The organism is Streptomyces sp. NPDC127092, from assembly GCF_042722475.1.
Classification (GTDB): Bacteria; Actinomycetota; Actinomycetes; order Streptomycetales; family Streptomycetaceae; genus Streptomyces.
Genome location: NZ_JBHXFE010000006.1, coordinates 36,282 through 61,558, shown reverse-complemented (window position 1 = coordinate 61,558; position 25,277 = coordinate 36,282). Strand labels below are relative to the sequence as shown.

The following is a 25,277-nucleotide window of genomic DNA, read 5'->3' as shown; positions in this document are numbered from 1 at the left end:
GGGGAGACAAGCGAGCCGGCGGGGGGGGGGGGGGGGTCCTTCTTTTTCGAGTTGTGACGGGACCCGCGACCCCCCCCGTGCCCCCCTCCTCGGACCACCTCCCCGCGCGAGCCCAGAAGCCCCCCCCCGGTGCCTCACGCGCCGACGTACTCCGCGAGGTGCTCCCCCGTGAGGGTCGAGCGGGCCGCGACCAGGTCGGCGGGCGTGCCCTCGAAGACGATCCGGCCGCCGTCGTGACCGGCGCCGGGACCGAGGTCGATGATCCAGTCGGCGTGCGCCATCACCGCCTGGTGGTGCTCGACCACGATCACCGACTTGCCCGAGTCGACCAGCCGGTCGAGGAGCCCGAGCAGCTGCTCCACGTCCGCCAGGTGCAGTCCCGCGGTCGGCTCGTCGAGCACGTACACCCCGCCCTTGTCGCCCATGTGCGTCGCCAGCTTGAGCCGCTGCCGCTCGCCGCCGGACAGCGTGGTGAGCGGCTGGCCGAGGCTCAGGTAGCCGAGGCCGACGTCGGCGAGCCGCTCCAGGATGCGGTGCGCGGCGGGCGTGCGCGCCTCGCCCGCGCCGAAGAACTGCTCGGCCTCCTGCACGGACATCGCCAGCACCTCGGCGATGTTCCGGCCGCCGAAGTGGTATTCGAGCACCGCGGCCTGGAAGCGTCTGCCCTCGCACTCCTCGCAGACCGTGGCGACCCCGGCCATCATCGCCAGGTCCGTGTAGACCACCCCGGCGCCGTTGCAGGTCGGGCAGGCACCCTCCGAATTGGCGCTGAACAGGGCCGGCTTCACGCCGTTGGCCTTGGCGAAGGCCTTCCGGATCGGGTCGAGCAGACCGGTGTACGTCGCCGGGTTGCTGCGCCGCGAGCCGCGGATCGCGCCCTGGTCGACCGAGACCACGCCCGCGCCCGCCGGGATCGACCCGTGCACCAGCGAGCTCTTGCCGGAACCGGCGACGCCGGTGACGACGGTGAGCACGCCGAGCGGGATGTCGACGTCGACGTCCTGGAGGTTGTTCGCCTTCGCGCCGCGGATCTCCAGGGTGCCGGTGGGCTTGCGCACCGACTCCTTGATCGAGGCCCGGTCGCCGAAGTGCCGGCCCGTGACGGTGCCGCTCTTCCGCAGCCCCGCGACGGTGCCCTCGAAGCACACGCTGCCGCCCGCGGTGCCGGCCCCCGGGCCGAGGTCGACGACGTGGTCGGCGATCGCGATCGTCTCCGGCTTGTGCTCCACGACGAGGACCGTGTTGCCCTTGTCGCGCAGCCGCAGCAGCAGGTCGTTCATGCGCCGGATGTCGTGCGGGTGCAGACCGGTGGTCGGCTCGTCGAAGACGTACGTGACGTCCGTGAGCGAGGAACCGAGGTGGCGGATCATCTTGACGCGCTGCGCCTCGCCGCCCGACAGGGTGCCGGAGGGCCGGTCGAGCGCCAGATAGCCGAGGCCGATCTCGACGAACGAGTCGAGGGTCTGCTGGAGCGTGGCGAGCAGCGGCGCGACCGACGGTTCGTCGATGCCGCGCACCCACTCCGCCAGGTCGCTGATCTGCATCGCGCAGGCGTCGGCGATGCTCACCTTGCCGATCTTCGAGGAGCGGGCGCCCTCGTTGAGCCGGGTGCCGTCGCAGTCGGGGCAGGTGGTGAAGGTGACGGCGCGCTCCACGAAGGCGCGGACGTGCGGCTGGAGGGAGTCGACGTCCTTCGACAGCATCGACTTCTGGAGCTTGGGGATCAGGCCCTCGTAGGTGAGGTTGATGCCCTCGACCTTGATCTTGGTCGGCTCGCGGTGGAGCAGGTCGGAGAGCTCGCGCTTGGTGTAGCGGCGGATCGGCTTGTCCATGTCGAAGTAGCCGCTGCCGCTGAAGATCCGGCCGTACCAGCCGTCCATCGTGTAACCGGGGATGGTCAGCGCGCCCTCGGCGAGCGATTTGGAGTCGTCGTACAGGGCGGTCAGGTCGATGTCGGAGACCGTGCCGCGGCCCTCGCAGCGCGGACACATGCCGCCGGTGACGCTGAAGGAGCGCCGCTCCTTCACGGTCTTCCCGCCCTTCTCGTAGGAGACCGCGCCGGCGCCGCTGACGGAGGCGACGTTGAAGGAGAAGGCCTTGGGGCCGCCGATGTACGGCTTGCCGAGCCGACTGAAGAGGATGCGCAGCATCGCGTTGGCGTCGGTCGCGGTACCGACGGTCGAGCGCGGGTCGCCGCCCATCCGCTGCTGGTCGACCGTGATCGCCGTGGTCAGACCGTCGAGCACGTCGACGTCGGGGCGGGCGAGGGACGGCATGAAGCCCTGCACGAACGCGCTGTACGTCTCGTTGATCAGCCGCTGCGACTCGGCGGCGATCGTGTCGAAGACGAGGGAGCTCTTGCCGGAGCCGGACACTCCGGTGAAGACGGTCAGCCGGCGCTTGGGGAGCTCGATGCTGACGTCCTTGAGGTTGTTCTCGCGCGCCCCGTGCACGCGGATCATGTCGTGGCTGTCGGCGGCGTGCGACTTGCTCATGGCTGACACTCTCCCTGCGATCCCTGCGATCCCTGCGGTCCCTGCGCTGCTGTCCTGGGAGCCAGGCTAGGCGGGGCGGCACGGCGCTGCTTCTCGATTCCTGCTCACCTGTGGACAACCGGATCGCCTGTGGACAACCGGCCGCGGCGTGGGCGGGCCGTGCCATGCTGGATCCGTGACGCCGCCGAGCCTCGACGACCTCGTACGACTGCGCCGCGCGCGGGACATGATCGACCGCGACTACGCGGAGCCGCTGGACGTCCCGGCCCTCGCCCGGGTCGCGCTGATGTCCGCGGGGCACTTCCAGCGCAGCTTCCGGGCCGCGTACGGGGAGACCCCGTACAGCTACCTCATGACCCGCCGCATCGAGCGGGCCAAGACGCTGCTGCGGCGCGGCGACCTGAGCGTGACGGAGGTCTGCTTCGCGGTGGGCTGTACGTCGCTGGGCTCGTTCAGCACGCGCTTCACGGAGCTCGTCGGCGAGAGCCCGAGCGCGTACCGGTCGCGGAACCACGAGGCGGGCGAGCCGATCCCGGCGTGCGTGGCGAAGTTCCTGACGCGCCCGACGCGGGCCGGAGGCGGCAGGGCCGGGTCCCAGGCCGAGAAACGGGGCGCGACAGAACCGGACGGCAGGACGGAACCGGTCAGGAACGGAGAAGCGGAAAGCGCCCCGGCCTCGTAGCGTCGGGGCCATGAACACCACCATCAACCTCGCACAGTGCTTCATCGCCGTCGACGACCACGACAAGGCACTCGCCTTCTACCGCGACGCCCTCGGGCTGGAGGTCCGCAACGACGTCTCCTTCGAGGGCATGCGCTGGGTGACCGTCGGTTCGCCGACCCAGCCGGACGTCGAGATCGTCCTCGAACCGCCGCTGGCGGACCCGAACGCCCCCGCCGCCGACCGCCGGGCCGCCGCCGAGCTGCTCGCCAAGGGCATGCTGCGCGGCGTCATCTTCCGCACCGACGACGTGGACGCCACCTTCGAGCGCGTCCGCGCGGCCGGCGGCGAGGTCCTCCAGGAGCCCATGGACCAGCCGTACGGCGTCCGCGACTGCGCCTTCCGCGACCCGGCGGGCAACATGCTGCGCTTCAACCAACCGCGCGGGTAAACAGGAAGTTCAGGCCGGCCGCGAAGGGGAGGGCCACGAGGCCCACGACGAGGAGGCGGCCGGCCACGGACAGCCGCCGGACGGCCGGCACGAAGCCGGCGGCGACCGGCAGCGCGGCGACGGCGAGCCCGATCAGCGCGCTCGCCAGCAGGAATCCCCCCATGTCCGCGCCTTCGGCGAGCCCCCAGACGGCCGCGATGCTCACCATCAGCAGCGGCCCGGACGCGAAGACCATCACCAGGAGCCACACCGCCACGACGGCGAGCACGGTCCCCACCTCGCGCCGCCGGGACACCGGGGCAGGCGGCCGACCGGGCCCGTACAGCGCCGCGTACGTGTCGGGGTTCATGATCGGCTCCTCCGGTTCGCTGCTTCTTCGCTCCTGCTGCGCCCTACCCCTGCATCCTCGGCCCGCCCCCGCCCCCGCCCCATCCGCGCCCCTGCTCACCTCCCCCGGTTCTCGTACTCAGTCACCCAGTCCGCGACCGCCGAGAAGTCCGCGTCCGTGAGGCCCGTACACGGGTCCACGCGGTGGAGCAGCGCGGGGGCCGGGTGATGAGTGCGGGTCCAGTCGCGGTCGGGCGGGGTGATCTCGTCGTCGAGCCAGACGTACGGGCGGCCCGCGGCCCACACCGCGAGCGTGCGCGTCTTCCAGTGCAGCCGCAGCTCCGCCGTGGCCTCGTACGGGTCGTGGTCCGGCCACTCCACGACCGGCAGCGGCGCGAGTCCGAGCCGCGGGGCGAGGACGTCGTTCGCCTCGTCGGTCCAGGTGGTCGCCCAGACCAGGTCGCAGCCGAGCGCGGTCAGGCGCCGGCCGTGGGCGGGGTCCACGCGGTGGAGCAGCGGGTGGGCGTCCGGGGGCGGTTCGGGGGCGTACGCCGGATGGGGGCCCGGGCCGCCGAACGGGATCAGGGGGCCGTCCACGTCGAGGAAGAGCAGGGGCCTCATGGCCCCAGACTGCCACGCGAATCGTCCGCAACGGAACCTTTTCTCGTTACCCTGGCCGCATGACTGCCATGGCGCCCGCCCGCACCGAACCCGACCTCTCCTACCTCCTCGACCACACCAGTCATGTGCTGCGCACGCAGATGGCCGCCCGGCTCGCCGAGATCGGACTGACCGCCCGTATGCACTGCGTGCTCGTCCACGCCCTGGAGGAGGAGCGGACGCAGGCCCAGCTCGCCGAGATCGGCGACATGGACAAGACCACGATGGTGGTCACCGTGGACGCCCTGGAGAAGGCGGGCCTCGCCGAACGGCGGCCGTCGAGCAGCGACCGGCGGGCCCGGATCATCGCGGTGACCGAGGAGGGCGCCGAGGTCGCCGCCCGGAGCCAGAAGATCGTCGACGAGGTGCACGCGAGCGCCCTCGGCTCGCTGCCGGACGACGAGCGCGAAACCCTGGTCCGTGCGCTGAACCGGCTGGTCACCGGGCATCTGGAGGCGCCCGTCGAGGGCCCGGGCACCGCTCGCAGGGCCCGCCAGAAGACCGCCTGAGCCGGCCGGCCCGCCTGCCCTCCGGCTCGCGGGCCGGCCACGGACCACCATCCGATCCGAGATAGATGGTCTGCAACAAAACTATCTGCTAGCGTCCTACCTGTCGCCCACTCGACAGGAGAACCGCCATGCGCACCTCCCGCTGGACCGCCCTCGGGGTCCTCGCCACCGCCATGCTGATGACCGTCCTCGACGGCAGCATCGTCACCGTCGCCATGCCCGCCATCCAGGCCGACCTCGGCTTCACGCCCGTCGGCCTGAGCTGGGTCGTCAACGCCTACCTCATTGCCTTCGGCGCCCTGCTCCTCCTCTCCGGCCGCCTCGGCGACCTCCTCGGCCGCAAGCGGATGTTCCTCGCCGGGACCGCCGTCTTCACCGCGGCCTCGCTGCTCGCCGGGATCGCCGGCTCCCCCGCCCTCCTGATCGCCGCCCGCTTCCTCCAGGGCGTCGGCAGCGCGATGGCCTCCGCCGTCAGCCTCGGCATCCTCGTCACGCTCTTCACCGAACCCCGCGAACGGGCCAAGGCCATCGCCGTGTTCAGCTTCACCGGCGCCGCCGGTGCCTCCATCGGCCAGGTCGCCGGCGGTCTCCTCACCGATGCCCTCACCTGGAACTGGATCTTCTTCATCAACCTCCCCATCGGCGCCGCCGCCCTGCTCCTCGCGCTCCCCGCCCTCCCCGCCGACCGCCCGGCACGGACCGGCGGCGGCGCGGACGTCATCGGCGCCCTGCTCGTCACCTCCGGCCTGACGACCGGCATCTACGCGGTCGTCAAGATCGAGGAACACGGGGCCGGTTCGGCGCACACCCTCGGCCTCGGCGCCCTCGCGCTCGTCCTCCTCGCCGGCTTCCTGGTCCGCCAGGCCACCGCCGCCCAGCCCCTCATGCCGCTGCGCGTGCTCCGCTCCCGCAGCGTCGCCGGCGCCAACCTCGTCCAGATGCTCATGGTCGCCGCGCTCTTCTCCTTCCAGATCCTCGTCGCGCTCTACCTCCAGAAGGTCCTCGGCTACGGCGCCGCCGAGACCGGCCTCGCGATGCTGCCCGCCGCGGCGGTCATCGGCGCCGTCTCGCTCGGCCTCTCGGCCCGCCTCATCGCCCGCTTCGGCGAGCGGAACGTCCTGCTCACCGGACTCGTGCTCCTCGTCGGCGTGCTCGGACTGCTCGCCCGGGTCCCGGTGCGCGCCTCGTACGCCGTCGACCTGCTGCCCGTGATGCTTCTCGCCGCCGGGTTCGGCCTCGCGCTGCCCGCCCTGACCTCGCTCGCCATGTCGGGCGCGAGGGAGGAGGACGCGGGCCTCGCCTCTGGCCTGTTCAACACGACCCAGCAGATCGGCATGGCCGTCGGCGTCGCCGTGCTCTCCACGCTGGCCGCCGCCCGCACCGAGTCCCTCACCGCGGCGGGCCGGCCCGCCGCCGAAGCCCTGACCGGCGGCTACCACCTCGCCTTCGCCGTCGGCGCCGGACTCCTCGTCGCCGCCTTCGCGGTCGCCTTCGCCCTGCTCCGTACGCCGAGGAAGGCGGCGCCCCAGGGGCCGGACAGCGAGCAGCGCAGGCCCGAGGCCGTCCTCACCGCGTGAGCGCGGGCGGCAGCGGCTCGCGGTGCACCAGGTCGAGCCGGGACACCGCCCGCGTCAGCACGACGTACAGCCGGTGCAGGCCGCGCGGCTCGGCCGCCACGATGGCCGCGGGCTCGACGACCACGACATGGTCGTACTCCAGGCCCTTGGCGAGGGAGGCGGGCACGACGGAGACCCGGCCGCCGACACGACCACCGTCGGCCTCGCCGGACCCGCCGGCGCCGTCCAGGTCCTCGATGCCCGACTCCCGCAGCCGGCCGGCCAGTGCGTCCGCCGCGATCACGCCCACCGAGCCCTCCTCCTTCAGCGCCGCCCGCACCGCCTCGGCCGCGCCCTCCATGAGGTCCGCCACCCGGCGCACGCCCACCGTGCCGCCCGCGCGCAGCGAACGCCCGGCCGGCACTCCGGCGCCGAGGGCCGGCAGGAGCCGGTTGGCGAGGTCCACGACGGCGGCCGGAACCCGGTATCCGGTGGTCAGCGGCACCACCGCCGCGTCCGGCTTGCCCAGGTGGGCCAGCTGCTCGCGCCAGTCGCGCGCCGCCCAGGGCGTGGTGCCCTGCGCCAGGTCTCCGAGCACGGTGAGGGAGCCGAAGTCCGCGCGGCGCGCGATGGCCCGGCACTCCATGGGCGAGAGGTCCTGGGCCTCGTCGACGACGAGGTGCCCGTACCCCCCGGGCCGCTCGATCAGCCCGGCCAGCTCGTCGAGGAGGACGAGGTCGGCGGCGCTCCAGCGGGCACTGCGGTACGAACGCGGAGGCCTGGCCCAGCGGACGGCCGCCCGCTCCGCCGTCGTCAGCAGCTCGTCACCGGAGAAGGCGTCCGGGTCCGTGAGGAAGGCGGCGAGCACCTCCTCCGGAGTGACCTTCGGCCAGCAGGCCTCCACCGCCGCCGACACCGGCCGGGCCCGCTCGATCCGGCGCACCCAGGCGGCGCCCTGTGGCCCGGCGCGCCGTTCGGCCTGGAGCTGGAGGGAGCGGACGATCCGGGCCCGTACCCGTTCGCGGCCGATCGCGTAGGGCGGGGCCTCGTTCCGTACGTCGGCGACGATCGCGGCGAGCTCACCGGCGGGCACGCGCCAGCGGTACGAGCCGTCGGGCACGGCAAGGTCCTCGGCGGGCGACGGGTCGACCCGCGCGTACAGGGCCCGGCGGAGCACCTCGGCCATCCGCGGGTCGTGCTTGATCCGGGCCGCGGCCTCGCTGTCCTCGGCGCGCACCTCGTGCCGGGCGATCTCCTCGGCGACCGTCGACTGCCGCACCCCGGTCTCGCCGAGGGCGGGCAGCACCTCGGAGATGTAGGAGAGGAAGGTGCGGTTGGGGCCGAGGACGAGGAGTCCGGAGCGCTGGAGGCGCTGCGGGTGGGTGTAGAGGAGGTACGCGGCCCGGTGCAGTCCGACGGCGGTCTTGCCGGTGCCGGGCGCGCCCTGCACGCAGAGGGAGTCGGCGGGCCCGGAGCGCACGAGGTCGTCCTGCTCGGGCTGGAGGGTCGCGGCGATGTCCCGCATGGGGCCGACGCGCGGGCGCTCGATCTCTCCGGCGAGGATCCCGCTCACGCCGGGATCCCCGGCCGCGGGGCCACCGGCCTCCTCCGCCGGCAGTCCGCCGGCCAGGTGCTCGTCCTCCATCGCCGTCAGGTCCTCGGTCGCGCCGAGACTGCCCGGGGCCCAGCCGAACCGGCGGCGCCGGACGACGCCCTGCGGGTCCTGCGGTCCCGCCTGGTAGTACGCGCGGGAGACGGGCGCCCGCCAGTCGACGACGAGCGGCGGGGCGGACGGGTGCTCGGCGATCCGGCGGCGGCCGATGTGGTGGACCTGCCCGTCGTCGCGGTCGAGGCGGCCGAAGAACAGCGGGCCCGGCGGCATCTCGCGGAAGGCCTTGGCGCGGCTGCGCAGGTGGTATCCGAGCGCCTCGGCGTCGGCCCCGGAGGCGGCGGTGTCCTCGCCGACGACGACCTGTTCCTCGACGTCCTCGGTCATGCGGGCGAGGGCGGCGCGGCAGGCGTCGTGGTGGGCGCGTTCCTGGTGGAGGTCATGGCGGAGCGACTGCGGATTCATGAACCCCAGGATAGAGGAAAACGTTACTCGGTCACATTTTTTACGGAGTCACATCGCTTCCGCCGTACGGCAGGCCCTTCGCCAGCCGCCGGAACGCGTCCCGCGTCGCCGCCTCCGCCTCCGGCAGCAGCTCCTCGACCTTCTCCCCCGCCGCGATCCGCCGTACGTTCTCGTGCGCGAGGACCCGCAGCACCGCGACGATCTGCGCCGCCGCCAGCCGCGCCACCAACGGGTCGCCACCGCCACGCGGACGGGCCACGGCGTCCGCCGGCGCACCGGCCGGCGCGCCCGCGAGCGCCTCCGCCAGCGCCGCCTCCGAGCGCGCCTGGTACTCCGACATGCGGGCGACCAGCGCGGGCGTGCCGTACAGGAGGCGCAGGAACGCGAGGACGCCGGGCGCGTCGTTGAGACCCGTCACCGGGTCGCGCCGGGCCAGGCCCGCGAGCACGTGGTCGCGCAGCGCGTCGAGCGGCGCGACGCCGGCCTCCCGCGCGGCGGCCACCACCCGGGCCGGCTCGTCCTCGTGGTCGGCGAACCGGTACAGCGCCAGGTCCTCCTTGGCGGGGAAGTAGCGGAACAGCGTCGGCTTCGACACCTCCGCCGCCGCGGCGACCTCCGCGACCGACACCGCGTCGAAGCCCTTCTCCAGGAAGAGCCCGATGGCCACCTCGGAGAGCGTCTGCCGCGTCCGTTCCTTCTTCAGCTCCCGCAGCCCGCTCACGAAACCCACGCCCTCCTCAGGCACCGCATGCTCCACACGCCCCCGATGCCGAAGACGCCCCGCATGCCCCGCATGTCGCCCATGCTCTCGATCAGAAGATGTCCATGCTCCACGGTCGCCGTGACGTCCGCAGCAGCAGGTCCGCCCTCGCCGCCGCCCCGGCGACGGACTCCTCGATCCGGCCGAGCGCGGCGAGCCGTACGGCCGACTCGTCACCGAGGGCCAGCGTCGCCAGGTCGGCCACGTCCAGGACGAGGTCGGGCGAGGCGTCGGCCGGCACGCAGGCGCCGCCCTCCGGCGAGGCGTCGAGCCGGAAACGCCCGGCCGCGAACCCGGCCGCGTCCCGCACGTCCAGGACCAGGCTGCCCTCCGTCGCGTACGTGCGCGGCTCCAGCACCTTCGGCACGTCCAGGACCCGCATCCAGAGCATGTCCGCGTGCGTCAGGACCTCCGCGGCGCGCGGGTCGGGCAGCAGCAGCGGCACGATGTCGTCCGGTGCGCGGTAGCCGGTCTTCACACGGGTGATCCAGTCGACCGAGCAGACGAAACGCCACAGCGCGCGCTCGGCGGCCGGCGTGACGGCGACGAGGTCGCGCACGCTCGCCGTGTTCACCGGCTGCTTGTTGTCGTTCCACCGGTCGTCCGCCGTGTACGCGACATAGCCCTCGACCTCCCCGGACTCGGAGCGGTAGACGGCGTAGAACGGCTCGTGCCACGGGTCGGCGGCGTACGCGTTGCCCGTACCGATGTCCCATCGCCGGGTCGTACGGTCCGTGATCCCGGCCCGCTGCGCGGCGAGCGCGCGGTGCAGCGCCGGGCCCTCCTTGCGAATCTCGGCGCCGTCGGAGAAGTCGATGCGCCCGCCGCCGTCCTCCGCGGTCGGCCCCGACCAGCGGCGGTCGAACCCGGAGCGCGTCACGTCGATCGCCCACTCGGTGATCCAGCTGGCCGGGCCGAAGCCGAACCGCCCGTAGATCGGGTACTCGGCGGCGATCAGCGTCGCGCACGCGTCGCCCCGCTCCTTCGCGAGCGCCAGGTCGTCGGCCATCATCCGGCTGAGCAGCCCACGCCTGCGGTGCGTCGGGGCGACCGTGACGCCGGTGACGGCGTCGGCCGCCAGGTCCGCACCGCCGACCGTGCTCAGCCGCTGGCCGTACGACTGGAAGGTGGCGACCATCCGGCCGCGCTCGAAGGCGCCGTACGTCCGGGAGAGATCGGCGTGCGGCAGCTTGTCCGCGACCTCCTCGTCCGCCACCGCCACGGTGGGCTTGAGGAAACCCACCCGCCTGGCCCGCAGCCATTCGGGGAACTCCGACTCGTCGATCGCGCGCACCTCAAGGCTCATCCTTCGAGGCTATGCGCGAGCGAGCGCGACCCGCACCCGACTTTCCGCGGGCGCGGACGGGCGCGGGCAGGCGCGGGGCGCGGGAGCCACAGCCAGGCGCGGGGCGCGAGAGCCGCAGCCAGGCGCGGGGCGCGAGAGCCGCAGCCAGGCGCGGGGCGCCGACGCGACCCCCTGGCGGCCGGCGCCGCGCCACGCCCCACCGCCTCAGGCCAGCAGGTCGTCGACCTGTGCCTCGCCCTCGCGGTAGCGGCGGGCGATCTCCGCGCTGCAGTCGTCGGCGGTCCGCTGGAGCTGCTGCCGGCGGCGCGAGACCTGCTGCTCGTAGCCCGCGAGCCGCCCCATCGCCGCGTGCAGTTCCTCGTCCGTACGGGCCGTCAGGTCCGACAGCTCGACCTCCGACAGCATCTCGGCCGCGAGCCGCCGGTACTCCTCGCCGCGCGGCGTCGACAGCGTCACGTGCCGCGCCGAACGCGCCACCGCCCCGGGCCGGGACGGCGCGTCCGCGAGGATCTCCGACAGCCGGTCCAGGACCGGCGCCTCCGGGTCGGTCCGCCGTGCCAGCTCGGCCCGCAGGATGTCGATCCGCCCCTGCAGCATCCGCCGGACGTAGCTGAGGTCGGCCTCGTCGCCCTGCGCGTCACGGCGCAGCGCCCGCAACTCGGGCAGCCGCAGCGCGGCGAGGTCCGGCTCGGGCCGGTCCGGCAGGTCGGGTTCGGCGGTCCGCTGCACGGGCGGACGCCCGACGGCACGTCCGGCGGCTGCGCCGCCGGCGCGGGTCAGCGGTACGGGACCGGACGGCGTGTGCCCGGCGCCAGGTGCACTCATGTGAATCGTCCCCTCGACCGGTGCGGAACCGCACCGCCTGACACGCATGGTGCCACTCCCGCCCCGGCACACGCAGGCGGTCTGCACCCGTTCGGCCCTCCACGTGCCCTCGATGGGTCGGCCGGTGGGACGATCGGTAGGTTGGTCGGTATGCGAGCAGTGGTGCAGCGGGTGGACGGCGCGAGCGTCGTCGTGGCAGGGGAGACGGTCGGCGAGATCGTCGGCGAGGGGCTGTGCGTCCTGGTCGGCGTGACCCACGACGACACTCCCGAGAAGGCCGCGCAATTGGCCAGAAAGCTCTGGTCCGTACGGGTGCTGGAGGGCGAGAAGTCCTGCTCCGACGTGAACGCGCCGCTGCTCGTCATCTCCCAGTTCACCCTCTACGGAGACGCCCGCAAGGGCCGCCGCCCCACCTGGAACGCGGCCGCGCCCGGCCCGGTCGCCGAACCGCTCGTCGACGAGGTCGTCGCCCGGCTGCGGGAGCTGGGCGCGCACGTGGAGACGGGCCGGTTCGGAGCGGACATGCGCGTGTCGCTCACGAATCACGGCCCGTTCACGGTGCTCCTGGAGGTCTGAGCCCGGGCACCGCGCCCTACGGCTCGACGACGGTCTCCTGCGCCGCGGCCGTCGTCCCCGCGATCAGGTCCGCGTCCACCGGCACGTTCCGCTTCACCAGGCCGAGGGCGATCGGCCCCAGCTCGTGGTGGCGCACCGCCGTCGTGACGAAGCCCAGCTGACGGCCCTCGGGACCGTCCGCGGCGAGCCGCAGCGGCGTGCCGTGCCCCGGCAGGTGCACCTCGCTGCCGTCCAGGTGCAGGAAGACGAGCCGGCGCGGCGGCTTGCCCAGGTTGTGCACGCGGGCGACGGTCTCCTGGCCGCGGTAGCAGCCCTTCTGGAGGTGGACGGCGCTGCCGATCAGGCCGATCTCGTGCGGGATGGTCCGGTGGTCGGTCTCGAAACCGAGCCGCGGCCGGTGCGCCTCGACGCGCAGCGCCTCGTACGCCAGGACGCCGGCGGCCGGCCCGTGCGAGGAGGCGAACGCCTCCAGGTCACCGCGCGGCAGGAACAGGTCGCGGCCGTGCGGGGTCTCCCGTACGACCACGCCCTCGGGCACCTCGGCGATGGACCCGGCCGGCAGGTGGACGACCGCGAAGTCCTCCGTGCGGTCGGCGACCTCGACCCGGTAGAAGAACTTCATCGACTCCAGGTACGCGACGAGCTCGGCCTGCGTGCCCGGCTCGACGTGCGCCCAGACCGTCTCGCCGTCGTCGACGAGGTACAGCGCGTGCTCGATGTGCCCGTTCGCGGAGAGGATCAGCGCCTCGGTGGCCAGGCCGGCCGGAAGCTCGCTGACGTGCTGGGTGACCAGCAGGTGCAGCCAGCTCAGCCGGTCGTCACCGGTGACGGTCACGACACCGCGGTGCGAGAGGTCGACGAAACCGGTGCCGTCGGCGAGGGTCCGCTGCTCGCGGAACAGATCGCCGTAGTGCGCGGCGACGCCTTCGTCACGGCCTTCGGCGGGGACGGCGCCGGGCAGGGACAGCAGAGGGCTGGGCTGTGAATGTCGCTGCATGGGAAAAGCCTACGACCCGGCGGCTACGACCCGGCGTCGGCGTGCTTCCGCGCGCAGTCCCGGCACCGGCCGAAGATGGCGAAGTGCTTCATGTCCGTCTCGAAGCCGAAGGTCTCGCGGAGCTTCCCGGTGAAGTCGGCGGCCACCTCCACGTCCGCCTCGATGACCTCGGAGCAGTCCCGGCAGACCAGGTGCAGATGGTGGTGCCGGTCGGCGAGGTGATAGGTCGGCGCCCCGTGCCCCAGATGGGCGTGGCTGACCAGACCGAGCTCCTCCAGGAGCTCCAGGGTCCGGTAGACGGTGGAGATGTTCACGCCGGAGGCGGTCTTGCGGACCTCGACGAGGATGTCGTCCGGGGTGGCGTGTTCCAGCGCGTCCACCGCCTCGAGGACAAGCTGGCGCTGAGGCGTCAGCCGGTAACCCCGCTGCCTCAGATCGCTCTTCCAGTCGGTGCTCACCACGCCCCCAGTCTGACATGGAGCGGGTGTGCCCGAGGGCCCGCCGGCAGTGGCCGGCGGGCCCTCGGGAAGAACGGTCGCCCTACTTGAAGAAGGCGATGCCGTCGTCGGGCATGTCCGGGAGGTTGCGCGCCATCTCGGCGACCTCCTCCGGGGTGACGACCTTCTTCAGGTGCGCCGACATGTAGGGGCGCAGCGGCACCTCGGGGGTGGCCTTCTCGCCGACCCACATCAGGTCGCTCTTGACGTAGCCGTAGAGACGCTTGCCACCGCTGTACGGGCCGGAGGCCTCGGTGCGGGCGACGGCGTCCGTCACGATGTCGATCTGCGGCTTCTGGTCGGCGAGCTCGCCGTACCAGACCTCGACCACGCCCTGGTCACGGACCATGACGACCTCGACCTTGCGGTCCTTGTCGATGCGCCAGTAGCCGCTCTCGCTCTCCAGGGGGCGCACCTTGTTGCCCTCGGCGTCGAGGACCCAGGTCTGCGAGCGGTACTCGAGGAAGTCCCGGCCGTCGTGGCTGAAGGTCACGGACTGGCCGAAGTTGCACTTCTCGGCACCGGGGAAGTCGGAGACGCCCGCGCCCTCCCACGTACCGAGCAGGAACGCGAGGGGGACGAGCCCCGGGTTGAGATCGGACGGAATCTGGATCATGAGCAGCTCAGGCGATCTGTGTGGAGGCGATCGGTGGAGGGCGCGCGTTCGGGGAACGCGGTCAGCGCTGGCCCTGGTACAGCTTCTTCACGGTCAGACCGGCGAAGGCGAGCACCGCGACGCAGACCAGCACGAGCAGGACTTCGAAAAAGACGATCACTTGGTGCTCCTCCGTGAGCGGTGAAGGCGGACGGGCCGGCCCCCAGCTTAGTGGGCGGGGGCCGGACCCTCTCGGTGAGGTGGGCCTCAGCCGAGCAGCTGGTTCTGCAGCGTCACCGTCTGCTGGAAGGGCACGGCCGCGGCCTCGCCCTTGCGGGACTGGACGACGAGGGCGAGGGTGTCGCCCGCCTGGATGTAGGCCCAGCGGGTCTGCTCGGGGCCGTAGGGCTTCTTCTCGGCGACCGCGTACAGCGCCGTGTCCGGGACCCGTACGTCGTCGCCGAGCGACTCGGTCTCGACGTACTGCACACCGTCCAGGAGCACCGCGTCCGCCGAGCCCGCGTTCAGGGCCTCGTCCTTGAAGGTCTCCGAGAAGGCGACCGACTTGAAACGCAGCAGGTAGACGGCGCTCTTGGTGCCGTCCGGCATCGTCCAGGCGCGGGCCGTGACGTGCCGCAGCGCCGAGTCGTCCAGCGCCTGCTTCAGGTCGGCGCGCTGGTCCTTCGCATAGAGGGAGAGGTACTGGTCCACGCCCACCCAGCCGCCGTCCCGCTCGGGGTCGACGGTCGCGCCGGCGGGCGCGGGCAGCAGCAGCTTGTTCAGCTCGGCGTGGTGGACCTCGCCCTCGTTGCCGTCGGTGAAGGGCCGCGGGGACCCTTCGGGCAGCGGCGGCAGACTCAGCTTCGGGTACGCCCAGCGACCGTCGCTCGCCGTCGCGAGACCGGGCACGTCGGTGCGCTCCATCGAGGTGATGGCGGCGGCGGTCCCGGCCCCGAGCCCGCCGCAGACGACGACGGCGGCGGCCCAGCGGGCGACGGCCCCGAGGACACGGCGGGAGCGGGCGGGGGCGGCGGGCGCGGCCTCCTGGGGCAGGGGGTCGCCGGGCGCGTCGGACACGGCGGGCGGCGCGGTCACGGGCGGCGTCGCCTCGGCCGGCGCCTCGGCCGTCACCTCGGCCGTCGCCTCCGGCGTCGTGCCGTCCGTCGGCTCGGTCACGGTCATACGTACTCCCCCGGGGACTTGATGTGGTCGAGCTGCTTCTTCACCAGCTCGGCGACGGCGGACCTGTCGAAGGGCCGGGTGCCGGAGGCGGTGACGGTGACGGAGTACTCGGAGTCGTACGCGGAGCAGACCATGCCGTCGAGGCTGTTCTCCCGCTCCTCCTTGTCCCCGCCCTTCGGCTGCGGCATCACCCAGCAGGCGGCGTTCTTGTGGCCGTCGATCTTCGGCCCCTTGGGGAACTCCAGGATGCCGGCGACCTCGGAGCGCAGCTCGTGCATCTCGGCGCCGAACTTCTTGTTCTTGAGGTGCACCACCTGGATGTCGACGACGAGGGTGGCCTCCTCCGCCTCGTAGGAGCGCATGGCGATGCCCTGGATGCCGAGCTTCTCGATGCGCTTGTCGAAGTCGCGGCGCTTCTTGCCGGTCAGGCCCTTGCCCGCCTGCTTGAGCAGGGCGCGGGCGTCGAGTGCGCTGACCTCGCCGTCGTTGCCGTACTGCTCGATGTCGGGCCCGAGGGCGTAGCCGTCCGGCACCGGCAGCAGCAGCTTGCTCAGCGGCGTCGAGGCCCGGCCCTTGCCGAGGTTCGTCGCTGCGGGGTCCTTGCCCGTGACGGGCGGCTCCTCCCAGGCGACGGTGGGCGCGGTGCGGTCGGCCGAGGAGACGGTCACGCCGGTGAAGGTGGCGCCGGCGCCGACACCGAGCACGAGGACGCCGGTGAGGACGTACGGGAAGATCCGGCGCGGGGCGCGCGGCACGGCGGCCGGGGTGGCGTCGGTGTGGGGAACGTTCTGCTCGTCCATGGTGGTGCTCTCCTCGCTCACAGACGCCCCAGCTGCCGCTCGGCCAGCGAGGAGATCTCCTTCTGGCTGACCTTCTTGGTGTCGCTCACGAAGATCTCGACCATGACGTCGCCGCGGTGGAAGACCGCGCGCGCCACGTAGAGGTCGAGGTAACCCTCCTCGCGTTCCACGGGGAGCAGATACGTGCGCCCCTCGCCGCTGCCCTTGATCGGCGTGCCGTAGCCGAACTCGTCTGCCAGGTACTCGCGCTGGTCCGAGGCGGTCTCGGCGGCGTGGGCCCCGTACTCGGGCCGGAACTGCACGAGGTTGATCTGGACCGACTTGTACTGGCCGGTCCGCCAGCCGGTGGTGGCGACCCGGCGGATGCCGTCGCCGAGGAACTCCTCGAACACGACGGACGGATGATCGTATTCACCGGCGTACGAGGCGACGCTCATCCAGTTGTCCTCGGGGACGAAGTCCGCGTCCTTCGCCCCGGCGGGCTTGGGCAGCAACAGCTTGCGCAGGTCGCCGTCGGTCTTCAGCCCGCGGTCCTCGGCCGCGGAGAGCGGGGCCGGCTCCTGGCCCTTCGGCGCGGGCTTGGCCGGGTAGGCGAGGTCGGTCTGGTTCAGGGCCGGGAGCGGCGTGGGCTCGCGGTCGGCCTGGATGCCGTATCCGACGGCGGTGCCGCCGACGATGCCGAGCACGGCGGCGACGGCGAGCAGCGCGGCCGTACGCCCGCCCCGGCGGCGCGCCTTCGGCGCGGCGGGGTCGGCGGGCGGCGCGGACGCGGGGCCGGGAACCGGCACGGCTGCGGGTTCCGGAGCGGGCCCGGGTGCGGGTACGGGCTCCGCCTCCGGGGTGTTACGAGCGGTTTCCACCGCTTCTGTGGCTTCCAAAGCAGTCCCCCCACGAGACTAGAAGCGCGGATTCCGTTATCCGCGTGCCTAGCTGACACGCGAGTGGTGCATGAGGTTGCGGCGGACCGCATTACAGTTCGGTATATGGCGAAGAAGCTCGTGATCAAGGTGACCGCCGGGGCCGACGCCCCGGAACGCTGCTCCCAGGCCTTCACCGTGGCCGCCGTCGCCGTCGCGAGCGGCGTCGAGGTCTCGCTCTGGCTGACCGGCGAGTCCTCGTGGTTCGCCCTGCCGGGCCGCGCGGCCGAGTTCGAACTCCCGCACGCCGCCCCGCTCCCCGACCTGATCGACTCGATCCTCGCGGCCGGCCGCATCACGCTGTGCACCCAGTGCGCCGCCCGCCGCGAGATCACCGAGGACGACGTCCTGAAGGGCGTCCGCATCGCGGGCGCGCAGGTCTTCGTCCAGGAGGCGATGTCGGACGACACCCAGGCACTGGTGTACTGACCGGGCCCGGCCCGGAAGAAGCGGCCTAGGCCGTTTCTTTCGGATCAGGGCCGGAAAGGCCGCGGCGTCTGGCGCGGTGCATCGCAAGGCGCCGGAGCGTCGCGAATGGGGTCTCCCCTGCTCGAGCGAAGCCGAGAGCTTGGGGAAGGAGCTATCGGGGCGTTTCGGCAACGCGGCGAGGTGCCGTGCCAGGCGTCGCGGACCCGGCCAAGATCCGGAAGAGACGGCCTAGTCGCGTTTCTTGCCGTCGAGCTCGTCCCACCACTCGTCCGACTGCCGGTCTCCGCTCGGGTCGTCCCACCAGCGGTCGTCCGGGCCGCGCCGGTTCGCGAGCACCGCGGCGACGGGCGGGATGACCATGGCGACCAGGCACATGGCGATGGCGGCCGGGACCGACCACAGGCGCACCACGGCCCAGGCGCCCACGAAAAGCACCAGGCAGACGCCCATCATCCAGAAGTAGACGCGCCGTCGCCGTGCGTACACACCTTCAGCGTACGACCGCCGGCCGTGCGCGGACAGACCGAAGGGCCGTGCCCCGAGTCCTGGTCGGCGTCCAACCCCCCAGGAGGCACGGCCCCTCGGCCGTCTTCGGTGATCCGCCGGCGCGGATCAGGCGCGGATCAGACCGCGATGGCGACCTCGGCCAGGCCGCCCTTCTGGGCCACGACCTGGCGGTCGGCGGTGCCGCCGGGGACCAGGGCGCGGACGGTCCAGGTGCCCTCGGCCGCGTAGAAGCGGAACTGTCCGGTGGCGGAGGTCGGGACCTCGGCCGTGAACTCGCCGGTCGAGTCCAGGAGGCGGACGTAACCCGTGACGGGCTCGCCGTCCTTGGTCACGTAGCCCTGGATCGTGGTCTCACCGGGCTTGATCGTCGAGGCGTCGGGGCCGCCGGGCTGTGCTCCACACATGCTGGGAATCCTTACGGTCGAGGGGTCCGGAGAAGGAGGTCCGGGGAATTACTTGTTGGCGCCGAGCTCGATCGGCACGCCGACGAGGGAGCCGTACTCGGTCCACGAGCCGTCGTAGTTCTTGACGTTCTCGACACCGAGCAGCTCGTGCAGGACGAACCACGTGAGCGCGGAGCGCTCGCCGATGCGGCAGTAGGCGATGGAGTCCTTCGCCAGGTCGACGTTCTCCTCGGCGTAGAGGGCCTTCAGCTCCTCGTCCGACTTGAAGGTGCCGTCGTCGTTGGCGTTCTTCGACCACGGGATGTTGCGGGCGGACGGGACGTGGCCCGGGCGCTGGCTCTGCTCCTGCGGGAGGTGGGCGGGGGCGAGCAGCTTGCCGGAGAACTCGTCGGGCGAGCGGACGTCGACGAGGTTCTGGGTGCCGATCGCGGCCACGACGTCGTCGCGGAAGGCGCGGATGGAGGTGTCCTGGGCCTTGGCCTTGTACTCGGTGGCCGGGCGGTTCGGGACCTCGGAGCCGTCGACCAGGTCGCGGGAGTCGAGCTCCCACTTCTTGCGGCCGCCGTCGAGGAGCTTCACGTCCTGGTGGCCGTAGAGCTTGAAGTACCAGTAGGCGTACGACGCGAACCAGTTGTTGTTGCCGCCGTAGAGGACGACCGTGGTGTCGTTCGCGATGCCCTTCGCCGAGAGGAGCTTCTCGAAGCCCTCCTGGTCGATGAAGTCGCGGCGCACCGGGTCCTGGAGGTCCTTCGTCCAGTCGATCCGGATGGCGTTCTTGATGTGGTTCTTGTCGTAGGCCGAGGTGTCCTCGTCGACCTCGACGATGGCGACCTGCGGGTTGTCGAGGTTGGCCTCGACCCAGTCGGCGTCGACCAGGACGTCGCTGCGAGCCATGCTGTTTCTCCTCCGGGGCAGTGTGCGGCGGTTCGTGCGTGTGCGGGGTGGTGCGGGTACGCGTCGGCGGCGTGCGACGACGACGGCGTACGGCTGCGCAGGGCGGCCCCGACATCACGTCGTAGGGCCTGAGGAATACGGGAGCTGTGCGTCCCGCTCAGACGGAGCGACAGAGCATGGCGGCGATGCGGCACAGGTCTACTGCCCGCCGCTTCGTGAGTTCCGCCTGTCGCTTCATGCCCACGATCGTAGGGACGGACAGGCAGCCGTGTCACCGGTGTGTCGTATTTTGAGACGCGATCGTCCGAGATGCGGGATGGAGGGAGGGTGCGAACCGGCCCGGAAGGGCCGTCGCCGGGCCGTGCGCCCGCCTTTTCTGCGCATCGGACTCGGGCGTCTCAGCATGTGATCAGATGGGTGTCCGAAAGCGTTCGGCTCGGCCGATCGGGTGCCGTACGGCGTGACCGGCGCGCGCTCAGCCCGCCTTCAGGGTCACGTTCTCGCCCGCGACCGTCACCACGAGGCCGTCCTCCCGCGCCTCGACCTTCGTCAGACGCATGCCCTTCGGCAGGCCCTCGATGCGCCGGTCGAAGTCCGTGCGGGCCCGCACCATGTCCTCCAGGCCCGGGATGCCCTCCCCGGGCACCTCGTCCGCCCGCACCCGGATGGTGTCGCCGTTCACCAGCGTCACCGTCGACAGCACGCTGCGCGTGAGCGTCCGGCCCAGCAACCGCACCCCGCCGGTCACCTTCAGCTTGCCGTCCCCGCCGTACGCCACCTGGGCGTCACGCCCCGACGCGGCGGCCAGGTCCGGGTAGGCGATCCGCGCCGTGCCGTTCGCCGAGCCCGCGCGGTCGATCCCGTAGTCCCCGTCCAGCGTCACGTCGCGCAGCGCGGCCGTCAGCTCGCCGATGCGCACCGGGTGCCCGCCGGCCTTCGCCTGGATGCCGGTCAGCCGCACCTCGACCTCGTCGAAGCGCTTGTCCACGACCTGTGTGAGGAACGGGAAGCCCTTGATGTCGACGTCCGTGGACTCGGCCCGCGCCGTCCCGATCCGCACCCCGCCGGCCGCCTCCGACTCCACGTACGCGGCGGCGACGCGGTCCGCGCCGACGAGGAGTCCGCCGAGCACCACGGCAAGGATCAGCACCGTCCGCAGTGCCCGCATGGTCCACATCCCCTGATCACGAGTCCGGCCCCCTGACACGAAGATCGACGTGTCAGGGGGCCGGTCGGTTCCCGGGCGGTCGCCGGCGGCGTCAGGCCAGCGCCCGTCCCAGCAGGTAGATCGCGGGCACGGCCGCCGTCAGCGGCAGCGCCACGCCCGCCGTCATGTGGACGAACCGCGACGGGTAGTCGTAGCTGGCCACCCGCAGGCCGACCAGGGCGCAGACCCCGGCGCCGAGACCGAGCAGCGCCCCGGCCGTGCCCAGGTCCGTGAACCCGCCGGCCGCGATGCCGCCGCCCGCCGCCGCGAGCAGCGCGACGACCACGGAGACCGGGCCCGGCAGCGGCAGGGCCCGGGCGAGCACGGTCGCGGCGACCGCGACCGCGCCCGCGACCACCGCGTCCGGCTCGGCGCCGAGGTTCCCGGCGGCCAGGATCGCCAGGGCGGCGGAGGCGACCGTGGCCATCAGGCCGTACATCCGCTCGTCCGGGTCGGCGTGGCTGCGCAGCTGGAGCACCAGGGTCAGCAGCACCCACACGCCGAGCGTGCCGATGACGGCGGCGGGCGCGTGCTCCCGGCCGGTCGCGAGCAGCACCGCGTCGGCGACGATCCCGCCGAGGAAGGCGAGGGCGATGCCCTGCCGCGCGGGCCACATGCCGTTGAGCCGGAACCATCCGGCGGCGGTGAGGCCCTGGAGCAGCAGCAGGGGCACGAGCAGCGCGTACGGGCCGAAGGCGGCGCCCGCGGCGAGCAGCACGCCGAGACCGGCGGTCAGGGCGGCCGGCTGCATGCCGGGCTCGATGATCGGCGACCGGCCCTCGAGCCGGGCCCGCTGGGCGTCGGTGATCCGGGTGTTTCCGGAGGTGGTGGGCGCGGAGTAGGCGGGACCGCCGTCCGTGACGGGCGCCGGCCCGGCGGGCGCCGCCGGCTCCGCGGGAGCGGGCGCGGGCACGGGCACGGGCTCCCCGTACGTCTCGTACGAGGCCTCGTACGGCCCGCTCCCGTACGTCTCGTACGACGACGGCTGCGTGCCGTACGCCTCGTAAGACGGCGGCTGCGCGGCGTACGCCTGCGGCTCGTACGCGACCTCCGGCGGCAGCGGGTGGCCGCCCGTGGCGGGACCGGTGGCGTGCGTCTGCTGCCCGTGGCCCTGCTGCGGCAGATAGGCCGTGTCGTACGAGACGGAGGCCTGCTGCGGGGCGACCGTGGGCTGGTACTGGGTGTCCCAGGTCTGCCCCTCCCACGTCTGGGTGACGTTCGGGTCGTACGGCTGACCGCCCTGCGGGCCGCCCTGCGGCTCGTACGGATACTGCTGGTCACTGCTCATGCTGTGCGGTTCACCCTCCTGCGAACGGCGGGAGCACCTCGACCGTGCCGCCCTCGGCCAGCCGTACCGTCTCATGCGCGCGGGTCCCGACCGGGTCGCCGTCGACGAGGAACGAGCAGCGCTGGAGGACCCGGGTCAGCTCGCCGGGGTGCCGGTCGCGGGCGGCGTCCAGCGCCTCCGCGAGGTTCTCGGCCGCGTACGGCTCCTCGGCGACTCCCGCGGCGGCCTTCGCCGCCGCCCAGTAGCGGATGGTTCCCGCTGCCATAGCGGCACTCCCTTCGTTCGTGTGCGCGCCGCCACCCATGATGGGCTATGGGCGGGCCAGCCAGTTCCCGAGGCGGTCGAGCAGCTCCTCGCCGGCCGCGTTCTCCGCGTGGCCCATGCCGCGCTCGAGCCACAGCTCGGCCGGTGCGCCGGCCGCCTCCGCGGCGGCCGTCAGCATCCGGGGATGGTCGACCGGGAAGTACGGGTCGCGGTCGCCGTGCACGACGAGCAGCGGCGTCGGCGCGATCAGCGGCACCGCCTCGTACGGCGCCAGCGGCACCGGGTCCCACGGCTTGTGGTCGATGCGGGTGCCGAGTCCGTAGCGGCCGACCAGCCGGCCCGCCGGCCGGGTGATCACCCAGTGGACCCGGCGCATCGAGGGCGTGCCCCGGTAGTACCAGCGGGCGGGGGCGCTCACGGCGGCGACGGCGTCGGTGTGCGCGCCCGTGTCCCGTTCCAGGGCGGCGTGCCGCAGGACGACGGAGCCGCCCATGGAGAAGCCGACCGTCGCCACGCGCGCGTTGCCGAGCTCACGGGCCCAGCGGACGGCCGCCGCCAGGTCGAGGACCTCGCGGTCGCCGACCGTGGAGAGCCCGCCGGAACGGCCGTGGCCGCGGAAGGAGAAGGTGACGACGTTCGCGTGGCGGCGGAAGGCCTGCGCGGCGCGGCGCAGCGCGGGCCGGTCGACCGACCCGGTGAATCCGTGCGCCACGACGACGGCCGTATCGGTGACACTTGCCGTGGACGGTTCGTGAACCGCCTCGATCCGGACACCGTCAGCGGTACGGAGATCCGTCCGCACGATGTCCCGCAGAGGACGGGAAGTGATCTGAGAGACATCCACGATGTGAAATCGACCCTCTGCCTCGGAACTCATGTGGGCTATTCTGCTAGCCAGAGGATCCGGGCAGAGCAGCCCCCGGGTCCTTTTGTGTTTTCCGACCGTTGTTACGGACGGATGAACAAAAGCTCTCAGGGCGCGAGAGCAGCACGTGAGAGCAGCAGCACGTGAGACCGCAGTACAGACGTCCTCGCAGGGACCGAGGAGGAACCGACGTCATGGACGAGCGTACGAAGCACGACCGACCGACGACCACGTCGCGCAACCGGGCAGGTGGTGCGCGATGAGCTCTCTGCTGCTCCTCACCAATGCCCTCCAGCCGTCGACCGAGGTGCTGCCCGCCCTCGGCCTGCTGCTGCACAACGTGCGCGTGGCGCCCGCCGAGGGGCCGGCGCTGGTGGACACCCCGGGCGCCGACGTGATCCTCGTGGACGGCCGGCGCGACCTGCCGCAGGTGCGGTCGCTGTGCCAGCTGCTGCGTTCCACGGGGCCCGGCTGTCCGCTGATCCTGGTGGTCACGGAGGGCGGTCTCGCGGCCGTCACCGCCGACTGGGGCATCGACGACGTGCTGCTCGACACCGCCGGTCCGGCGGAGGTGGAGGCGCGGCTGCGGCTGGCGACCGGCCGCCAGCAGATCGGCGCCGACGACTCCCCGATGGAGATCCGCAACGGCGACCTGTCGGTGGACGAGGCGACGTACAGCGCCAAGCTGAAGGGCCGGGTCCTCGACCTGACCTTCAAGGAGTTCGAGCTGCTGAAGTACCTGGCCCAGCACCCGGGCCGGGTCTTCACCCGCGCCCAGCTCCTCCAGGAGGTGTGGGGCTACGACTACTTCGGCGGCACCCGGACGGTCGACGTGCACGTACGGAGGCTGCGGGCGAAGCTCGGCCCCGAGCACGAGTCGCTGATCGGCACCGTACGCAACGTGGGCTATCGCTTCGTCACTCCGGAGAAGGTGGAGCGCGCGGCCGAGGAGGCGCGCGCGAAGCAGGAGCCGCGCGAGGGCTCCCGGACGAAGCGGGAAGCCCACGTCGAGGCGTGAGACCCGGCGGCCCGGGGCCTGAAGGACCGCGGTTCGGGGCCCGGAGCGGGGCGGGGATCGGGGTTCCGGTGGGGGCGCGCGTCAAGCACGCCACGCCGGAACTCACCCCGTCGGGCTACCGTTGACGTGGCGTATGCCACATCGCGACCTGCCGGTAGGAAGGTCACCCCGCGTAGACTTCGCCGCGTGGCCAAGGTGACGCGGGATGACGTAGCGCGACTGGCGGGTACTTCGACCGCGGTCGTGAGTTACGTGATCAACAACGGACCCCGGCCGGTCGCCCCGGCCACGCGCGAGCGTGTCCTCGCCGCCATCAAGGAGCTGGGCTACCGGCCCGACCGGGTGGCCCAGGCGATGGCCTCCCGGCGCACCGACCTCATAGGCATGATCGTGCCGGACGCCCGGCAGCCCTTCTTCGGCGAGATGGCGCACGCGGTCGAGCAGGCCGCCGCCGAGCGCGGGAAGATGGTCCTGGTCGGCAACTCCGACTACCGCGACGAGCGCGAGATCCACTATCTGCGGGCCTTCCTCGGCATGCGCGTGTCCGGCCTGATCCTGGTCAGCCAGGGCATGAGCGAGCGGGCCGCGAGCGAGATCGAGGCCTGGGACGCCCGGGTCGTGCTGCTGCACGAGCGGCCCGAGGCGCTCGACGACGTCGCCGTCGTCACCGACGACATCGGCGGCGCCCAGCTCGCCACCCGGCACCTCCTGGAGCACGGCCACCCGTACGTGGCGTGCCTCGGCGGCGTGCCGAACACCCCGGCCGTCGGCGACCCGGTCGCCGACCACGAGGAGGGCTGGCGGCGGGCCATGCTGGAGGCGGGCCGCTCGATCGAGGGCCGGCTCTTCCAGGCCCCGTACAACCGCTACGACGCCTACCAGGTGGCGCTGAAGCTGCTCTCGGGCCCGGACCGGCCGCCGGCCATCTTCTGCTCGACGGACGACCAGGCCTTCGGCGTGCTGCGGGCCGCGCGCGAGCTGCGCATCGACGTGCCGACGGAGCTCGCGGTGGCGGGCTTCGACGACGTCAAGGAGGCGGCGCTGGCGGACCCGCCGCTGACCACCGTCCACTCGGACCGCCCGGCGATGGCGCGGGCGGCGGTGGATCTGGTGCTCGACGACTCGCTGCGGGTCGCGGGCTCGCGGCGCGAGCGGGTGAAGCAGTTCCCGTCGGCACTGATCGTCCGCCGCTCCTGCGGCTGCGGCTGAGCCC

The 25,277-nt window shown here is 72.7% G+C and carries 28 protein-coding genes; 8 read left to right on the top strand and 20 right to left on the bottom strand.

The window, feature by feature from the left end; genetic code table 11:
- Nucleotides 1–134: 134 nt before the first annotated feature.
- Nucleotides 135–2,495 carry an ATP-binding cassette domain-containing protein gene (locus tag ACFWJO_RS07115; RefSeq protein WP_386863800.1) on the bottom strand — a complete coding sequence of 787 codons (2,361 nt, stop codon included), beginning with the start codon at nt 2,493–2,495 and terminating at the stop codon, nt 135–137.
- Between the two features lie 226 nt (nt 2,496–2,721).
- On the opposite strand from ACFWJO_RS07115, the gene ACFWJO_RS07110 reads away from it, so the two are divergent.
- Together ACFWJO_RS07110 and ACFWJO_RS07105 are read left to right on the top strand one after the other, a co-directional pair.
- Nucleotides 2,722–3,177, top strand: a complete 456-nt coding sequence (locus tag ACFWJO_RS07110) for a helix-turn-helix transcriptional regulator (protein ID WP_386863927.1) — start codon at nt 2,722–2,724, stop codon at nt 3,175–3,177.
- A 10-nt stretch (nt 3,178–3,187) separates the two neighbouring features.
- Nucleotides 3,188–3,607: a VOC family protein gene (locus tag ACFWJO_RS07105; protein ID WP_386863799.1), complete on the top strand. Its 420-nt coding sequence runs from the start codon at nt 3,188–3,190 to the stop codon at nt 3,605–3,607.
- Here the strand turns inward: ACFWJO_RS07105 and ACFWJO_RS07100 are convergent.
- A complete protein-coding gene (locus ACFWJO_RS07100) occupies nt 3,588–3,956 on the bottom strand; it encodes a hypothetical protein (RefSeq protein WP_386863798.1) in 369 nt (122 codons plus the stop codon). The two genes, ACFWJO_RS07105 and ACFWJO_RS07100, sit on opposite strands and share 20 nt — an antisense overlap.
- A gap of 95 nt (nt 3,957–4,051) precedes the next feature.
- A complete protein-coding gene (locus ACFWJO_RS07095) occupies nt 4,052–4,555 on the bottom strand; it encodes an HAD domain-containing protein (RefSeq protein ID WP_386863797.1) in 504 nt (167 codons plus the stop codon).
- Between the two features lie 59 nt (nt 4,556–4,614).
- Here ACFWJO_RS07095 and ACFWJO_RS07090 point away from each other — a divergent pair, with 59 nt between their 5' ends.
- Entirely contained in the window at nt 4,615–5,103 is a 489-nt protein-coding gene (locus ACFWJO_RS07090) for a MarR family winged helix-turn-helix transcriptional regulator (RefSeq protein ID WP_386863796.1), read from the top strand.
- A 128-nt stretch (nt 5,104–5,231) separates the two neighbouring features.
- The gene (locus ACFWJO_RS07085; RefSeq protein ID WP_386863795.1) at nt 5,232–6,680 is read left to right on the top strand and encodes an MFS transporter; all 1,449 of its coding nucleotides are present in this window, start codon (nt 5,232–5,234) and stop codon (nt 6,678–6,680) included.
- Here ACFWJO_RS07085 and ACFWJO_RS07080 read toward each other — a convergent pair.
- The 4 genes from ACFWJO_RS07080 to ACFWJO_RS07065 form a co-directional block, all read right to left on the bottom strand.
- On the bottom strand, nt 6,670–8,733 hold the full coding sequence (locus ACFWJO_RS07080) for a HelD family protein (RefSeq protein WP_386863794.1): 2,064 nt from the start codon (nt 8,731–8,733) through the stop codon (nt 6,670–6,672). The two genes, ACFWJO_RS07085 and ACFWJO_RS07080, sit on opposite strands and share 11 nt — an antisense overlap.
- 40 nt (nt 8,734–8,773) lie before the next feature.
- On the bottom strand, nt 8,774–9,463 hold the full coding sequence (locus ACFWJO_RS07075) for a TetR family transcriptional regulator (RefSeq protein WP_386863793.1): 690 nt from the start codon (nt 9,461–9,463) through the stop codon (nt 8,774–8,776).
- Between the two features lie 82 nt (nt 9,464–9,545).
- Complete coding sequence (locus tag ACFWJO_RS07070; RefSeq protein ID WP_386863792.1) at nt 9,546–10,799, bottom strand: GNAT family N-acetyltransferase; 1,254 nt, start codon at nt 10,797–10,799, stop codon at nt 9,546–9,548.
- Between the two features lie 204 nt (nt 10,800–11,003).
- Nucleotides 11,004–11,624, bottom strand: a complete 621-nt coding sequence (locus tag ACFWJO_RS07065) for an ABC transporter substrate-binding protein (RefSeq protein ID WP_386863791.1) — start codon at nt 11,622–11,624, stop codon at nt 11,004–11,006.
- 150 nt (nt 11,625–11,774) lie between these two features.
- On the opposite strand from ACFWJO_RS07065, the gene dtd reads away from it, so the two are divergent.
- Entirely contained in the window at nt 11,775–12,200 is a 426-nt protein-coding gene (gene dtd, locus ACFWJO_RS07060; RefSeq protein WP_386863790.1) for a D-aminoacyl-tRNA deacylase, read from the top strand.
- 16 nt (nt 12,201–12,216) lie between these two features.
- Here dtd and ACFWJO_RS07055 read toward each other — a convergent pair whose 3' ends face one another.
- From ACFWJO_RS07055 to ACFWJO_RS07030, 6 genes are all read right to left on the bottom strand, one after another.
- Nucleotides 12,217–13,197 carry a YgfZ/GcvT domain-containing protein gene (locus tag ACFWJO_RS07055; protein WP_386863789.1) on the bottom strand — a complete coding sequence of 327 codons (981 nt, stop codon included), beginning with the start codon at nt 13,195–13,197 and terminating at the stop codon, nt 12,217–12,219.
- Nucleotides 13,198–13,220: 23 nt separating this feature from the next.
- Complete coding sequence (locus ACFWJO_RS07050; protein WP_386863788.1) at nt 13,221–13,658, bottom strand: Fur family transcriptional regulator; 438 nt, start codon at nt 13,656–13,658, stop codon at nt 13,221–13,223.
- Between the two features lie 79 nt (nt 13,659–13,737).
- Nucleotides 13,738–14,310, bottom strand: coding sequence for an FABP family protein (locus ACFWJO_RS07045; RefSeq protein ID WP_384410043.1), 573 nt, complete (start codon nt 14,308–14,310; stop codon nt 13,738–13,740).
- Between the two features lie 246 nt (nt 14,311–14,556).
- On the bottom strand, nt 14,557–15,471 hold the full coding sequence (locus tag ACFWJO_RS07040) for a hypothetical protein (RefSeq protein WP_386863787.1): 915 nt from the start codon (nt 15,469–15,471) through the stop codon (nt 14,557–14,559).
- A complete protein-coding gene (locus ACFWJO_RS07035; RefSeq protein WP_386863786.1) occupies nt 15,468–16,271 on the bottom strand; it encodes a hypothetical protein in 804 nt (267 codons plus the stop codon). Before ACFWJO_RS07035 ends, ACFWJO_RS07040 begins: the two co-directional genes overlap by 4 nt.
- A gap of 17 nt (nt 16,272–16,288) precedes the next feature.
- Complete coding sequence (locus ACFWJO_RS07030) at nt 16,289–17,131, bottom strand: hypothetical protein (RefSeq protein ID WP_386863785.1); 843 nt, start codon at nt 17,129–17,131, stop codon at nt 16,289–16,291.
- Between the two features lie 123 nt (nt 17,132–17,254).
- Here ACFWJO_RS07030 and ACFWJO_RS07025 point away from each other — a divergent pair, with 123 nt between their 5' ends.
- Nucleotides 17,255–17,617, top strand: a complete 363-nt coding sequence (locus tag ACFWJO_RS07025) for a DsrE family protein (protein ID WP_386863784.1) — start codon at nt 17,255–17,257, stop codon at nt 17,615–17,617.
- Between the two features lie 228 nt (nt 17,618–17,845).
- Here ACFWJO_RS07025 and ACFWJO_RS07020 read toward each other — a convergent pair whose 3' ends face one another.
- The 7 genes from ACFWJO_RS07020 to ACFWJO_RS06990 form a co-directional block, all read right to left on the bottom strand.
- On the bottom strand, nt 17,846–18,103 hold the full coding sequence (locus tag ACFWJO_RS07020) for a DUF3099 domain-containing protein (protein ID WP_384410027.1): 258 nt from the start codon (nt 18,101–18,103) through the stop codon (nt 17,846–17,848).
- A gap of 137 nt (nt 18,104–18,240) precedes the next feature.
- On the bottom strand, nt 18,241–18,528 hold the full coding sequence (locus ACFWJO_RS07015) for a DUF1416 domain-containing protein (protein WP_128977887.1): 288 nt from the start codon (nt 18,526–18,528) through the stop codon (nt 18,241–18,243).
- A gap of 48 nt (nt 18,529–18,576) precedes the next feature.
- Nucleotides 18,577–19,422 carry a sulfurtransferase gene (locus ACFWJO_RS07010; RefSeq protein WP_386863783.1) on the bottom strand — a complete coding sequence of 282 codons (846 nt, stop codon included), beginning with the start codon at nt 19,420–19,422 and terminating at the stop codon, nt 18,577–18,579.
- A 475-nt stretch (nt 19,423–19,897) separates the two neighbouring features.
- Nucleotides 19,898–20,590, bottom strand: a complete 693-nt coding sequence (locus ACFWJO_RS07005; protein ID WP_386863782.1) for a DUF2993 domain-containing protein — start codon at nt 20,588–20,590, stop codon at nt 19,898–19,900.
- A gap of 91 nt (nt 20,591–20,681) precedes the next feature.
- Nucleotides 20,682–21,917, bottom strand: a complete 1,236-nt coding sequence (locus tag ACFWJO_RS07000) for a hypothetical protein (RefSeq protein WP_386863781.1) — start codon at nt 21,915–21,917, stop codon at nt 20,682–20,684.
- A gap of 10 nt (nt 21,918–21,927) precedes the next feature.
- Nucleotides 21,928–22,182, bottom strand: coding sequence for a MoaD/ThiS family protein (locus tag ACFWJO_RS06995; protein ID WP_386863780.1), 255 nt, complete (start codon nt 22,180–22,182; stop codon nt 21,928–21,930).
- A gap of 45 nt (nt 22,183–22,227) precedes the next feature.
- Nucleotides 22,228–23,058: an alpha/beta hydrolase gene (locus ACFWJO_RS06990; RefSeq protein WP_386863779.1), complete on the bottom strand. Its 831-nt coding sequence runs from the start codon at nt 23,056–23,058 to the stop codon at nt 22,228–22,230.
- Nucleotides 23,059–23,305: 247 nt separating this feature from the next.
- Between ACFWJO_RS06990 and ACFWJO_RS06985 the strand changes: the two genes are divergently transcribed.
- A complete protein-coding gene (locus ACFWJO_RS06985; protein WP_386863778.1) occupies nt 23,306–24,064 on the top strand; it encodes a response regulator transcription factor in 759 nt (252 codons plus the stop codon).
- A 186-nt stretch (nt 24,065–24,250) separates the two neighbouring features.
- A complete protein-coding gene (locus ACFWJO_RS06980) occupies nt 24,251–25,273 on the top strand; it encodes a LacI family DNA-binding transcriptional regulator (protein ID WP_384410003.1) in 1,023 nt (340 codons plus the stop codon).
- The last annotated feature ends 4 nt before the right edge of the window (nt 25,274–25,277 follow it).

Bases quoted from the DNA above. Each gene is read 5' to 3' on its own strand.
- ACFWJO_RS07115 (WP_386863800.1), bottom strand. From the start codon at position 2,495: ATGAGCAAGTCGCACGCCGCCGACAGCCACGACATGATCCGCGTGCAC.
- ACFWJO_RS07110 (WP_386863927.1), top strand. From the start codon at position 2,722: ATGATCGACCGCGACTACGCGGAGCCGCTGGACGTCCCGGCCCTCGCC.
- ACFWJO_RS07105 (WP_386863799.1), top strand. From the start codon at position 3,188: ATGAACACCACCATCAACCTCGCACAGTGCTTCATCGCCGTCGACGAC.
- ACFWJO_RS07100 (WP_386863798.1), bottom strand. From the start codon at position 3,956: ATGAACCCCGACACGTACGCGGCGCTGTACGGGCCCGGTCGGCCGCCT.
- ACFWJO_RS07095 (WP_386863797.1), bottom strand. From the start codon at position 4,555: ATGAGGCCCCTGCTCTTCCTCGACGTGGACGGCCCCCTGATCCCGTTC.
- ACFWJO_RS07090 (WP_386863796.1), top strand. From the start codon at position 4,615: ATGACTGCCATGGCGCCCGCCCGCACCGAACCCGACCTCTCCTACCTC.
- ACFWJO_RS07085 (WP_386863795.1), top strand. From the start codon at position 5,232: ATGCGCACCTCCCGCTGGACCGCCCTCGGGGTCCTCGCCACCGCCATG.
- ACFWJO_RS07080 (WP_386863794.1), bottom strand. From the start codon at position 8,733: ATGAATCCGCAGTCGCTCCGCCATGACCTCCACCAGGAACGCGCCCAC.
- ACFWJO_RS07070 (WP_386863792.1), bottom strand. From the start codon at position 10,799: ATGAGCCTTGAGGTGCGCGCGATCGACGAGTCGGAGTTCCCCGAATGG.
- ACFWJO_RS07065 (WP_386863791.1), bottom strand. From the start codon at position 11,624: ATGAGTGCACCTGGCGCCGGGCACACGCCGTCCGGTCCCGTACCGCTG.
- dtd (WP_386863790.1), top strand. From the start codon at position 11,775: ATGCGAGCAGTGGTGCAGCGGGTGGACGGCGCGAGCGTCGTCGTGGCA.
- ACFWJO_RS07055 (WP_386863789.1), bottom strand. From the start codon at position 13,197: ATGCAGCGACATTCACAGCCCAGCCCTCTGCTGTCCCTGCCCGGCGCC.
- ACFWJO_RS07045 (WP_384410043.1), bottom strand. From the start codon at position 14,310: ATGATCCAGATTCCGTCCGATCTCAACCCGGGGCTCGTCCCCCTCGCG.
- ACFWJO_RS07040 (WP_386863787.1), bottom strand. From the start codon at position 15,471: ATGACCGTGACCGAGCCGACGGACGGCACGACGCCGGAGGCGACGGCC.
- ACFWJO_RS07035 (WP_386863786.1), bottom strand. From the start codon at position 16,271: ATGGACGAGCAGAACGTTCCCCACACCGACGCCACCCCGGCCGCCGTG.
- ACFWJO_RS07025 (WP_386863784.1), top strand. From the start codon at position 17,255: ATGGCGAAGAAGCTCGTGATCAAGGTGACCGCCGGGGCCGACGCCCCG.
- ACFWJO_RS07015 (WP_128977887.1), bottom strand. From the start codon at position 18,528: ATGTGTGGAGCACAGCCCGGCGGCCCCGACGCCTCGACGATCAAGCCC.
- ACFWJO_RS07010 (WP_386863783.1), bottom strand. From the start codon at position 19,422: ATGGCTCGCAGCGACGTCCTGGTCGACGCCGACTGGGTCGAGGCCAAC.
- ACFWJO_RS07005 (WP_386863782.1), bottom strand. From the start codon at position 20,590: ATGCGGGCACTGCGGACGGTGCTGATCCTTGCCGTGGTGCTCGGCGGA.
- ACFWJO_RS07000 (WP_386863781.1), bottom strand. From the start codon at position 21,917: ATGAGCAGTGACCAGCAGTATCCGTACGAGCCGCAGGGCGGCCCGCAG.
- ACFWJO_RS06995 (WP_386863780.1), bottom strand. From the start codon at position 22,182: ATGGCAGCGGGAACCATCCGCTACTGGGCGGCGGCGAAGGCCGCCGCG.
- ACFWJO_RS06990 (WP_386863779.1), bottom strand. From the start codon at position 23,058: ATGAGTTCCGAGGCAGAGGGTCGATTTCACATCGTGGATGTCTCTCAG.
- ACFWJO_RS06985 (WP_386863778.1), top strand. From the start codon at position 23,306: ATGAGCTCTCTGCTGCTCCTCACCAATGCCCTCCAGCCGTCGACCGAG.